Here is a 14,065-nt window from a genome sequence, read left to right on the forward strand (position 1 = left end):
TCTTAATATTCTCAACGATGCTATTATGATAGGAACTAAATTAAATGCATGTATGCTCCCAACACTACGTCACGCTTTTTTTCAGCTGGCAGCTGCTTTCCCTTGACTCCTTCTAATGGCGATTAATACAAATGAGAGTATCGCTATACCGATTGATAAAATAGCCGATCCTTCAAAGAATGGCAGGATCGATAAGACGAGCAGCATCATTCCAAAATAGAACAACCGATCTCGCACTGTCTTGTAAAATTTAATCGCTGCACCATAAATAAATAAGTAGATGATAAAGAAATTAAAATTGGTCATTTGAATCAAGTAGACTTCATCCAATTGGAAAAATGCTAACACAAGCAAAATAACCCCATACAAAACAGCTAACAAAAGATATGCATAGACAGGTACATCGTTCGATTTTGTTTGTGAAAATAACGATGGCAATACTTTTGTCTCAGACAGCGACACGATAACACGTGATGCACTAAATACCCACGCATTGGTAGCCAGCATGATTAGAAAAATCGCCAACGCATTGTATAAATACCCGACATGCTCACCTACGATCCCCTCAAGCAGCAAAGGCAGTACCGTTTGCGTGTTTCCATAGGTTTCATCCGGAATTCTTGCAATCAAAGCAACAGCAAGTAGAACGTATAACACACCTACAATAAGAACCGCTAGAGGAACTGCTTTCTTATACGCTGATTCGGGCTGCTTCACATCACCAGCAATGTTCGTCGCATTTTCCCATCCTAAAAAGGAATAGAAGCAGACTGTTATCGCAGAAAACACCGCCGTATAACCATGGGGGGCAAATGTACCTGTCTGTTCAAAGTCTGCATGGAAAAGCGCAATGCCTATAATTGCAGTTAAAATGATGGAGAGCACGAGAAAAGAAATAAACTGAATCCGGTTACTCATTTTAACCCCGAACATATTTAGTAGAATGGATGCCAGCATAAAGAAAAAGCCGTACAGCAGAACAAAATGATCGTCATAGCCAACGATAATTTGCAAGTATCTAGCAGCGGCAATGCCCATGATTGGATTCCCAATAACCATCGTGAACGCCAACAATAAATTAAGGCTTTGACCTACTTTTTCACCAAATACATCCCCTACAATCAGCATTAACCCGCTAGATTGAGGGCGTTCTACAATTAATTTGGAGAAGGAGCGAGCTACAGGATAAGACAATAACGCTAATATAACCCAAGAGAGCAAGGAAGCTGGACCAGCGATTCCATAAGCGATCCCAGGAACGATAAGAATGCCAACTCCAATGATTGAGGTTACGTAATATACCATTAATCCTTTCGTATCGATAAGTCTACTTTGTTGGTCACGTTCATTCATCGTCTGCATCACTCTTTCTGATAACTTGATTGAGTTAAAATATAGAGTTATTGTAAAATAAGGAAATATCGGAGTGAATAACGCAGCTAAACGATTCTTTATACTAATCTACATCATCGTTCACTTAGTGCAAAAAATATGTCATTTTCAATGTTTTGTCACGTACACGCCAATGATTATTTGCCTATAAATCAACAGTCCTCATCATATAAACGAACGCCACCTTACTCCATTTCACATGAAGTAAGGTGGCGTCTACATCATTACAGTTCCATTTCCATCACATTCCCGTTTGTATCAAGTGCTTGCATTGGCTTGACGATTTGAATATTCAGCCGCCTTCAGCTTCTTGAATGCCTTCAATACATATACGAGCGCGATGGCAAGGGTCGCTAGATCAATCAGTGCCGATCCCACATACACCCAATCCAAGCCAAACATTCTTGGCATAATAATCATGATTGGCATATAGAAGATAACCTGACGAACAATGCCCAGCACCGTTGCTGGCTTGCTATGGTCAATGGCTGGAAACAGCGTCATCGCCATGAATACAAAAGAAAGCAGCGGCAGGATAGATAGAAAAATTTGCGCATTAAGCAAGCTCGCGTTCGTTATGGTCGACACATCGAACATTGTCCCGAGTATCGTCTGTGGGCTAATCATAAACATAGCCCAGAACGGAAGAATGAACAGCATGCCGGCGGCAACGAATATCCAGAACCCCTTTATGACACGGTCGTATTGCTGCGCACCATAATTAATGCTCAGTACAGGCTGTAATGCTCGCATTAAACCAAAGATCGGCGTCATTAAAAAGTTAAAAATACGAAATACTGCCCCGTAAAATGCGATATCGTACAAAGTCCCGTGCTTTGACAATACATCAAACACGACAACAGCCTGAATCGCAATCATAATGTTCATAATGAGTGATGGCATACCCATCGAGACTATTGATTTTACAATCTGCTTGTCGCGATGCACGGCAAAAGGATTGGACACCGGAAATGTTGCTTTGCCCTTTTTAAAATACAAAATACCCATCAACGTGTATACTAGCATTCCGATATTCGTTGCCCACGCAGCTCCACTTACACCGTACTCTAGCAATACGATAAATATATAATTGAAGAGGATATTGATTAACAGCCCCGCTCCCATCATGACCGCGGCAGACTTCATCTTCCCTTCTGCGCGCACGAGCATATTGGCGGCAAGTCCATAAATCCAGAACACGGAGCCGATGACCGTTATTTTGTAATACGCAACTCCCATTTCCAGAGCTGCTCCGGTACCTCCCATTAATTTTACTAGAGGAACTGCAAATACGAGCCCAACGATCGTATACACAACTGAGACCACAATCGTTATATAATTGACATTGCCGATTAGCCGTTTCTGTACGTGCACATCGTTGGCACCAAGCGAGATCCCGAGCAAAGAACCCGCTCCCACTCCAATCAGTGAGCCCAGCCCCAGTGTCAGCGCCGACAATTGATAAGCGATGGACACTCCTGCAAGCGCATCTTCCCCTACAAATTTGCCAACAAAGATGGCATCTACGATCATGTTTAGACCATACAGCACCATAGCAACAATTGCAGGCCATGAGAGCTTCCACATCACTGACCACAAATTGTCTGACAGAATCATTCTCTTCTGTTCATCCATTCCTTTTTTCTCTCCTCTTTTACAAAGGATATAACTCCTTATGCCTTACCTTGTTGATTAATTCTGAGAGGTATTGTTCACCTAATTGTTGTACAAAAAAATGATTGCCCTCGTATGCCTGCAGCTCAAATTCCCCGTACGTTACGTCTTTCCAATATTGCATGATCGATGGATTAGCATCATGGTCGTCCTTGCCCGCATGTGCAATAATCGGAATATTTAGCTTGTGTCCCCTATAGTTGTAGCTCTCATGCAGCTTGTAATCGCTTCGTATCATCGGGAGCAAGAACTGCATGATTTCGCGATTGTCCAATATTTCTTTAGGGGTTCCATTCAATCTTTTCATCTCATGAAGTAAATCCTCATCACTCATATAACTTTTGAACAAAGATGGGTCAGGATGCTGTGGAGCATGTCGTCCCGCGACGATGAGTTGTTCAGGTTGAATTCCGTACCTATGCTGCAACTGATAGGCTGTTTCAAAGGCGATCGCCGCCCCCATGCTATGTCCGTAAAAATGAAACCGACGATAGTCAAGTACTTTAATAAGATTTGCAACCAGCTGCTCTATAAGTTCGTCAAAGCTCTCCATACAAGGCTCCGACATTCTTGTCCCTCTACCTGGAAGCTCAACCGGAATAAATTCAACTGGCAGTTTTGATGTTGTCCAACGCTTGAATGCAGAAGTACTACCGCCTGCATAGTGAAAGCAGATGACTCGGTCTACATTGTCCAAATTACGATTACAGCCGAAAGGAAACCATTTGTTATTTAATTGCATTCAATCAACCTCAATTCTTATCGTGTTAGTAATGTGTATAATGTGTGCAACTGCTGACCGGCAGAGGCACCGCGAATACGTTATTCCAGTCTTCTTCAGCAATGAGAAGCTGAATGAGATTGGTGTACGAAGTGAACATATTTTCAATCAGCTTGTCCTCGAATGCATCTTCGACTACATCCCAAATCAGTGCCATAGAACCATTTCGTTCATATGCCTGATGGTCGATAGCCACCTGAGGGGTCTGACTAATCGCATACACTTCCTTCAGATCTGGTGGCAAAGTATCCTCGTATGTTCCTGCGGAAGACTCTCCGAATAACAGACTCGTGAACACGATCGGCATAATGGTTTTGCCCGTCGAACCCTTAGCCAGCTTGCGCAGCAGATCAAGTCCATTGTGCGTACGATACTCAACTGCGTTCCAGAGCTGATTGTGTACGTCCGCTAGTTCTTGAACAAAAGTATGGCTCTCGTTATGCAAATAAGAAATAAGCGTAATATTCGTAAAATCACCGAGAATTCGCGGCACATCTTTATGCAGCGGCAGTCGATTAAATAACGTCAGGTTAAGCGTAATGTCTGGATGAGTGCTCCAATGAGATAAAACTTTCATATATGCTGTACAAATAACTGCTGAAGGCGTGAACTGATACTTTTTCATTCTTGCGCTGAATAGACGTGTATCCTCTTCTGATAACTGCATCTTCAACCTACGGAAACGAGGCTTCTCGATGTCACTTAATTTCGTTTTGAACGGAAGTTCTGGGGCAGGCGGAAGCTGCTTCATTCGCTCTTCCCAGTACATTCGAGCTTCTTCATGATACTTTTTCTCTCTTAACCAACTCTCTTCTTGATTCATATACTCCCTGAACGAAAATTTGGGCTGTACGATAGGCTTACCGGCGTACGCGCTAAATATTTCACGGAACATCATCTCCGCGCTCCAGCCATCTACGATTAAGCAATCAAAGCTAAAGTGAAGAATGGCAGATTGATTACTCAACTGACTGACTTGCACATGGAACATTGGCCACTTGCCTAACTCATAACAATGATGCGACCACTCATCACGAATAGCTGTAAGCTGCTGTTTATTTTGAATATCATTCACCGGAACTTCAAAATAAGGAACGTCCAACAATACTTGCTGTGTCCCATTTGCATAAACGACCGTTCTAAGCATTTCATGTGCTGCAATCACTTGATTGACGGCTTGTTCAAGCTTTTCGGGATTCATACTGCCGCACTCGAACTCAGAGTAATAATGGGCGCTTGTGTTTCCGAGCTCATATGCTGGCGAACGTCCCATCACATAAGCAAGCTGAATCGGGGTCTGACGGAAAGTACGTCTGGAGTGCAATCCAACTTGTATGCCGCTTCGTTCCGATGTTTCCTGAATGTATCCGATTAAGCTTGCTTTATTTTCCTTAAGCTTCAACTGTATATCAGCAGTCATCGCTCCCTGCGGAGCCTTGAATTTCAAGCGTCCATCTTCTACCCAGAGCTGAATTTTCTTCACAAGGCATCGTTCAATTAATAGCTCCAGTTCATTCATCTCATACTCATCTGCCATCGACTCAGATCGTATATGCGGTTCTTGCTCCTGACTGCCACTACTAGTAACGTTGTAAGTATTGGAGGCAGCGGAAATAGAAGCTTTATCATGATCGTTGTAAAAATAAATCAACTCCGACACAGAGCCATACCTCAGCATATCCCCGACCGATGGACGCTCACCGTACGCCGTTTCTAAATGATTGGCTAGCCGAATCATGTCAACGGAAGACACGCCCTTGGCACCGAATTGGTCTGCGGATGTTAAGTCCGGTACATTCAAAATTTCTCGTACCGTCTGCATCACGGGATGCTGCTCCAAAGCAGCAGTCGCTAAGGCATTGCCCTTAACGATCGAATGACCGTCGTGGACCTGTGATACTTGAACAGTGAGCTCATTATATTGCTCCAGCAGCTTAGCTCGATCGATTTTTCCATTTCGCGTAATTGGAAATTGCTCAACGGCTATCATTTTGTCTGGTACAAAATAACTAGGTAAATACGATTTTAGTCGTTGTTTAAGGTCAGATTCGTTAAAAGATGCTGGATTGCCTCTTACATAAACGACCAGTTTTTTGCTGTCCATCCGATCTCCGATGGGCAAAATAACAGCATCTCCGGCAATGCCGCATTTTCCAAATGCTGATTGAATCTCACCAAGCTCGATTCGATAGCCATTCCGTTTTATCTGGCTGTCTCTTCTACCGAGAAACTCAATAATACCGTGCGGCATATAGCGACCATAATCACCGGTATCGTACAATCTCTGCTTGAGCTCTGGATGGAAAATAAACGCCTTATTCGTTAGCTGCTCTTCGTTCAAGTAGCCTGCAGCTAACCCTTTTCCTGCAATGTATAGTTTCCCTTGCACCCAATTCGGGCATCTTCTTCCGAATTCATCAAGAATATAGAAAAATTGGTTCGCAAGTGGATAGCCGTAAGGGATCGATGTCCAATCCGATTGAACAGCAGTAACCTCATAATAGTTCGACCAAATGGAGGCCTCGGTAGCTCCACCCATGCTCATCAGTTTTGCATGTGGCAATGCTTGCTTAATTTTGTCGAACAACCCAAGCGGTATCCAGTCTCCAGACAAAATGATATGTCTAATTCCAACATCTTGTCCGTGCTGATCATTTCCTAGCATATAATCCACGTAAATGTCCATCAGCGCCGGAACCGAATTCCACAGCGTAACCTCATTCTGCTGAGACAGTGTTCGCCAGCAGATCGGGTCCAATCGTTCCGATTCCGTTGGCAGTACAAGCACTCCTCCTGCTGTCAACATCCCGAAAATATCATAGACAGAAAGGTCAAAGCTGAGCGAGGATAGACCAAGCATGCGATCCTGTTCCGTTACGCTAAGTCGTCTGTTCACATCTATAATCGTATTCATCGCTGCGCGATGCTCAATGCAGACACCTTTTGGCATTCCTGTCGATCCAGATGTATAAATGACATAAGCCAGTTGGGAAGGATCAATTTGAACCTCATTCCACAAGCCTTGTTTCCCATCTAATTCCGCAGGTGTAACCAGGTTCACGCTTTCATCATCCATGCGTACATCGTCATCGACGAACAATACGCTCACTCCCGCAACGCGAACAATGTCCAACGTTCGATGGAGTGGATGATCATATGCAAGTGGAATGTAAGCAGCTCCAGCTTGAACGATGCCAAGCACGACAGCAATCTGTTCAAATGACTTTTGCATTTGCAGCGCAACTTTGTCTCCGTTGCAAACGCCTCGCTCTTGCAGCAATTCCGATACCTGATCGGCACGTGCGATCAACTGCTTGTAGCTGTATGACGTTCCTCCGTACTCTACGGCGGTTCTGTCTGCATCGGTAACAGCTCGATGTCGAATCTGTTCATGCAGCAGCGCATCATTCCAATCCAAGAAATCGATGAAAGTATGATTCGCTTGCTCATGGGATTGACGCTCGCTGTCCGTGCGCAAATCGGCTAACGTTTCCGACCAGAAGCGTTGATCGGTTGCTGCTCTCATCACAAGCGTGACATACGCTTCAAACATGGAATCGACTACCCCAGGATGGAATACAGCGTCCAGCGTATCCCATGACAGAGTAACGCCTCCTTGTTCATCGTACACTTGATGGTCCATCCACACTTGTGGAGTAGAAGATACCGACCATCCCATACGATCTAGGAATGCTTGCTGTACCATGCTATCGTGCATCTGCTCCATGCCAAGCGCACTTGTAAATACGACAGGATACATCCGTTCCTGCGACTGATCCCAGCTGTTCAGCTCTTTGACAAAATCAATGGCCGAATAACTGCTATGTTCAATATCCGCTTGCATTTGCGATTGAATCGTAGCGGCATTGACAGCGACCGTGCTAGCCGCACGATGAACTTCAACAAGCGATAGCTGTGTAAAGTCACCGATCACTTGATTCATCTCTGGGTGAACATTCTCTCTACTAAAGACAGTTAACATAATCGCAAAATGGCTGCCCGCTCCCCATGCAGACAGAACTTCTGCATAAAGACTGAGCAGTGCCGCCGAAGGAGTTAACTGCTGCTCAGCAGCCGAACGAACGAATTGCAGCCACGTCTCACGATCTACCCATTGTTTCCGGCGGACAAATCGGCCTTGGGTTGTTCTTCCTTCTGCCAAATTCAGCGCAATCGCTGGCGCAGCCGGAAACTGCTCGACTCTGCTCAACCAGTATTGCTTGTCTCGTTCATATTGTCTCGTTTGCTTGCATTCCATTTTGTAATTTACATAGTCTCTAAATGTCGCCTCTAGTGCAGGCAAAGATTGACCCGCATATAAGCGGTCTAAGTCTGTCCAGAAAATATAAAGACTCCATGCATCTGCTATCATAAAGTCGATGCCAAAATGAATCCGCCACTCCCGCTCCGCAACCTCAGTAAGCCGCACATCAAACATCGGCTGTCCAAGTGGAATAACTTGCGTAGAAATCTGCTCTCTTACCCGCTCCAGATGCGCAGACAAATCGTCAATCTGCTCCTTGCGATAAATCGTAAGCGGCAGCTCAATGTTTCGTACAATCTGCTGCGTTCCATCCGCTGAAATTATCGCCCTAAGCATGTCATGCCGTTCAATCAACGCAGTAAGCGCACGTTCGAACTTGATGGGGTCCAACTCGTCCACGTCCAGTTCAAAGCTGGTGTAGCAACCGACTCCGCCCCAATCCAGCTCTACATTTCTTCCTACCCAGTACGCATATTGCACCTCGTTAAGAGGGAACCCTTCATATCGCTTGTCTACATATGAGCGGTACGGAACGATTGCCTCGTTCGCGTGAGTACCCTCACTACCTTCTAGCCGTAATTGTTCCAGCATAATGTCTGACCATTTGTTTATCGTGCACTGGCTTAAAAACATTCCTGCGTTTAAGGGCACAGCCCATTCTTTTTTCCAATCTGCCATTAGTCTTGTGAGCACGATAGAGTTCAAGCCGTAGAGCAGCAAATTACAATCGTCGATTAACTCGTCCTCTTCCACTCTTAGTTCTTGGATTAACGCTTTCCGAATGTATGCTTTCACTTCATTTTTATTTGCAAATGTTCGCTGATACGACTGACCACCCAAAATACTAGTAGTGCCCTCTAGCTCTCGCTCACTCTCTTGCGCGTCTTCTTGTTTCCCTGCTTGTTTACCTGCTTGTTGCGCCTCATTCACTTGAACCTTTCGATCTTCGTATACTGGCTCTAGACCAAAGTGCTTCTCACTAAACTGATAGTTCGGTACGGGTATTCTTTTTAGGCCTGCATCGGCATAATACGCTTTCCAATGAATAGCTACTCCGCAGTTGTAAAGATGAAATAAACTTGCTTCAATTTGGTTCGCCGCACTCTGTTCAGATAGATGAGAAATGACGCAATCCGCTTTCTCGCCACAAATACGTTCCACCATCGTACTTAGCACAGCTCCAGGCCCGATTTCTAAAAACACATATTGCTCTGGATGTTCGATTGCTTGGACGCTATCATAAAATTTAACCTCAGCCAGTATATGTTGGCTCCAATACTGCCACGACGCGATCTCCTCGCCGATCACCTTACCCGTTACGTTAGAAATAATCTGTTTCACAGGCTTAGAAAAATTCACTTTTTGGGCAATCGCCTCAAATTGATTCAGCATTGGTTCCATAAGCGGTGAGTGGAAAGCGTGCGAAACTTGTAAGAAGACCGATTTGATTCCTGCTTCCTGTAAGACGCGACAAAATTTCTCCACTTCTTGACTCGATCCAGATATAACCGTCTGATCCGGAGTATTCGTAGCTGCTATCGATACGTCTATCTGATAATTACCTTCAACCATAGGCAGCATTTGAAGCCTACGAAGAACAACATCCTTAGCCGCATGAATGGCCGCCATTTTGCCATGCTGAGGAAGAGCGTACATTAGCTCACCGCGAGCTGTAATTAGCTGCATCCCATCCTCAAGGCTGAACACCCCTGCCAAGCATGCTGCCGTATATTCCCCCACGCTATGTCCAAGCATTAAGCTCGGTTTGACCCCATATGCAAGCCACATCTGTGCCAAACTGTATCCAACAGCAAACAGAGCTGGCTGTGTATAACGAGTTTCGTGCAAAAGACTATCCGCATCAAAAATAATATCCGTTAAAGCTTGGCCTGTAATTTTTTCATAATAGTTGCTGCATGTATTCATATAAAATTGAAACATACGGTTCGATTGATACAACTCTTTGAACATGGCAGGATACTGTGAGCCTTGCCCTGTAAACATAAACACAATCTGCTTGTCCTGTACTCCTCCCTTCACAGAAGGAAGTGCTCGACCTGCGAGCGTCTGTACGATGTTCTCTTTCAATTCACTTGCACGGTTGGCCCAGATCACCAGTTTTTCACTTAGATCTGCTTTGGACACGTTTTGACTGAAGCTAAGTTCGGGCAGCTTGATGTCACCAGCTCGATCATTATGCTCCAAAAAGGCCAAGAACGACTCTAGTTGATTGCGCAGTCCTTTTTGCGATACTGAGCTGAACTTGAAAGGCCATGCCTTCTCCTCGTCATAACTGTGGCCACCCGTAATGTGATCCGACTTCTCATACAGATGCTGTTTATTGTACTGAGCTACTACGACATGTGCATTGGTTCCGCTTAAGCCGAAGGAGCTCACTCCAGCAATTCTCGGCTTACTATCAGGTTCCCATAGGGTCGTCTCTCGTGGAACTTGTACAGGAAGCTGTTCCCAGTCAATATGAGGGGATGGTGTGGCAAAGCGTGCGTTACCTGGTATTTTCCCGTTCTCTACAGCAAGAATAACTTTAATGAGTCCAGCTATGCCTGCCGCTGCTTCAAGATGACCGATGCTCGACTTTACCGTCCCTACGTACAGTGGATGAGATCTATCCTTCCCGATTACATTTCCCAATGCCGACATTTCGATCGGATCGCCCAGCTCTGTACCTGTGCCGTGCGCTTCAATATAGCCGATATCGCGAGATTCAATTCCACAGCGAGCCCACACATTAGACAGCAGTTGTTCTTGTGCTGGCCCGTACGGAGCGGTCATTCCAGAACTAAGCCCGTCCTGGTTGACACCACTTCCTTGAATAATTGCGTGAATGTAATCTCCGTCTCTTTCAGCTGCTGACAACTTTTTCAGTACGACAACTCCGCATCCTTCCCCCCTAACTGTACCGTTCGCATGAGCATCAAAGCTGCGAAGCTCACAGTTGGGAGACAATATATTCAATGTGGCGAGTAGCTCCGTCGTCTCTGGTGAATACATCAGGTTTACCCCACCAGCAAGCGCCAGCTCGCAGTCTCCTGTCAGCAGACCTTTACAAGCCTGATCAACCGATACAAGCGAGGCTGAGCAAGCGGTGTCCACCGTAATGCCTGGGCCCTGAAATCCAAAGTAATAGGACGCTCTGCCAGACAAAAAGGAGAAGCCTTTACCCGTAACATCATTAGGTTCAAGCACGGCATTCTGCTTACTATGAGCATGCGCTTGTTGAATATAGTCTGGTAGTGTAACTCCCGCATACACTCCGGTTAGCGATCCTCGAAGTGAATCGGGAGCATACCCTGCATTCTCTAATGCTTCCCAGCACACTTTGAGAAAAAGTCGATGCTGCGGGTCCGTCCTTTCTGCTTCTTTTGGCGAAAATCGGAACAGACGATGATCGAATGCTTCAATGTCTTCCGTCAAAAATCCGGCCTTGTGCAGAAACGGAGATAGTGTGCTATTTTTTTCACGAAATGTGTTCCATCTCGTCTCTGGAATGGGCTGAATCATATCTTTCATCTCTACAAGCGCATCCCAATATTGCTGCGGGCTAGTTATCCCTCCTGGAAAATGACAAGCCATGCCAACGATCGCAATAGGCTCGTGCTGATAGCCTTGCTTGGCTTGTAGCTCTTGCTTTAATCGTTTAATTTCCAGCAGCGCTTGTTTGATGATGCTGCTCTTAGAGGCTGACTCAGACATGGATCTGCCCTCCTAATTCTTTTTTCAGTAGTTCAAATAGCTCTTCCTCAGAACAGTTATCGAGTTCTGCATCCGACAGTTCCATACGATTGCCCTCAATTACAGCTGGCGCTGATAATGTATCCCTACTGCTGCGGCCAGCAGCAAGCGAATACAAATATTCACTCATCTGTTCTACCGTGTTGTAGTTAAAGAGTGCAGCTGCCGGGACGGTGCAGCCTAGCGCTTGTTCCAGTGACTCGCGTATCGAAAGCGACATCATAGAATTAATGCCAAGCTCCGTGAACGGGAGACTGCGACTGACTTCGGTCGTTGGAACAGCAAGCTGATGTGCCAGGAGGGCAACCATATATTGGGCCCAATCTTCTTCACTGTGAATGCCAGATACGAATTCATTCAGCGTCACAATCTCTTTTCGTATTTCTTCCGCTGAAGAAGTCCCCAGAACTTTACTCCATTCATTGTTGATGTACATATTCTTCGCTTTACTCCGCTGTATTTTGCCGCTCGTTGTGCGCGGCACGTGCATTGGCGGAATGAAGACGATACATTCCACGGGAATGCCGTGCACATGAAGGACGTCTGCCCTAATTTGCTGCGCCCATGTATCGCATTGCAAATGCCGGACAGCTGAACGGCTAACCTCTTGGATAACAATCAGCCGCTCTTCGCCTCCATCGTTAATAGAGAATGCAGCAGCACCGTCCGTCCGAAGATCAGGATCAGACAAAAATGAGGTTCGCTCAATATCTTGAGGATAATAGTTCATCCCACGAATAATGACCAAGTCTTTCATTCTACCCGTCATATACAGTTCACCGTTCGTATCTGTAAACCCTAAGTCACCTGTCCGTAAATATACTTGACCACTCGGCTCATCATGTACAAACACACGCTTCGTATCCTCATCACGATTCCAGTAACCTTTTGTCACCGAAGGCCCAGAGAACCATACTTCGCCTATCGCATGATCGCCAAGTACCGTACCATTTTCACAATCTCGAATACTCAATTGATGTTCATGAATAACAAATCCATTCCCCACCAAATACATCTCATTCATTGTGGATTCATCTGGCAGAGGCACTTCGAAATGGATTACACCTCGATCAAGTATAGACACCGATCCACGTTGCAGCTCTGTTCGATTCAGTTTGATCCAACCTACTTGCTGCTCAATAGAATAGGTGGACACAACGAGTGAAGCCTCTGCTAACCCATACCCCGGGCATAATGCATCTTCTCTAAGTCCAAATAACTTAGCTGCCTGAATAAATTGAAGCAGCGTATTCAAATGAATTGGTTCTGCCCCACAAAATGCTCTTTCCAAGCTTGATAACGAGATGCCTTCTAATTCATGAGACGGACTATCTACTAATCTCTCAGCAGCTAATTCATAAGCGAAGTTCGGTGCCCCGGTATGCGTTGCCCCATACATTGAAATGGCTCTAAGCCAACTGAGCGGCTGCTGCATAAAATCAACAGGCTTCATTAAAATGACTTTATAACCTGAGTACAACCCCTGAAGAATACCGATAATTAAACCCATATCATGATAAAAAGGCAGCCAACTTACCATAATACTGCGCTCGTTAAACTCAAATTTAGCATCGAGCTGCTTCAAATTGTTCAATAACGAGGAGTGGGTCACCATCACTCCCTTTGGGTTTCCAGTAGAACCGGAAGTATATTGCAGCAGAGCAAGCTCGTTATAACCTTTAACGGTCTCCCTATCTGAAGCGGCACCTTTCTGCTCCACGAAAATAGGCAAGCTGCTCAACCGTTCGCTCTTCTTAAAGCTCGATTCAATTGTGTTTATACTGTTCGCATCCGTTACAATACATGTCACCTGAGCGTTTGCCGCGATACTCTCCCACTTTGCAAGTGATTTACTGCGATTAACCATGTTACACGGAATAGGAATTGCACCGATACGATGACAAGCTAGAAACGATACGATAAAATCAATTCCTTGTTGAAACATGAGCAGACAGCGCTCACCTTCAACGACATACTTCATTGCGAGTTGAGCTGAACAAGCGCACACTCTAGCAAATAATTCAGCATACGTTATGTCCGTTATATTTAAGTTGACGTCTAGCATGCCATAAGCGATTTGATCGGGGGTATGTTGTGCCCTAACTTCCAAAATACGAACAAGGGAGGCGGCTTCATCTTGTGTCTTTTTTATCAGATTCGTAGTCATCTCGTTCATGTCGTTCTCCTTTTCAAAATAGGAT

At 45.1% G+C, this 14,065-nt stretch carries 5 protein-coding genes; all 5 read right to left on the bottom strand.

Features of this window, described 5'->3' with window-relative positions:
* Positions 1–81: 81 nt before the first annotated feature.
* The 5 genes from IFO66_RS13735 to IFO66_RS13755 all read right to left on the bottom strand — a co-directional run bounded on the left by IFO66_RS13735 (position 82) and on the right by IFO66_RS13755 (position 14,040).
* Positions 82–1,353, bottom strand: a complete 1,272-nt coding sequence (locus tag IFO66_RS13735) for an APC family permease (protein WP_192025695.1) — start codon at positions 1,351–1,353, stop codon at positions 82–84.
* A gap of 297 nt (positions 1,354–1,650) precedes the next feature.
* Entirely contained in the window at positions 1,651–3,027 is a 1,377-nt protein-coding gene (locus tag IFO66_RS13740; RefSeq protein ID WP_192025696.1) for an MATE family efflux transporter, read from the bottom strand.
* Positions 3,028–3,046: 19 nt separating this feature from the next.
* Complete coding sequence (locus IFO66_RS13745) at positions 3,047–3,808, bottom strand: thioesterase II family protein (RefSeq protein ID WP_192025697.1); 762 nt, start codon at positions 3,806–3,808, stop codon at positions 3,047–3,049.
* A gap of 25 nt (positions 3,809–3,833) precedes the next feature.
* Positions 3,834–11,825 (bottom strand): non-ribosomal peptide synthetase/type I polyketide synthase, encoded by a 7,992-nt coding sequence (locus IFO66_RS13750; RefSeq protein ID WP_192025698.1) that lies wholly within the window; start codon positions 11,823–11,825, stop codon positions 3,834–3,836.
* Positions 11,818–14,040 carry an AMP-binding protein gene (locus tag IFO66_RS13755; RefSeq protein WP_225445755.1) on the bottom strand — a complete coding sequence of 741 codons (2,223 nt, stop codon included), beginning with the start codon at positions 14,038–14,040 and terminating at the stop codon, positions 11,818–11,820. The genes IFO66_RS13750 and IFO66_RS13755 overlap by 8 nt, the downstream gene beginning before the upstream one ends.
* Positions 14,041–14,065 lie beyond the last annotated feature (25 nt).

Source organism: Paenibacillus arenosi (assembly GCF_014841135.1).
GTDB classification, from domain to species: Bacteria; Bacillota; Bacilli; order Paenibacillales; family Paenibacillaceae; genus Paenibacillus_B; species Paenibacillus_B arenosi.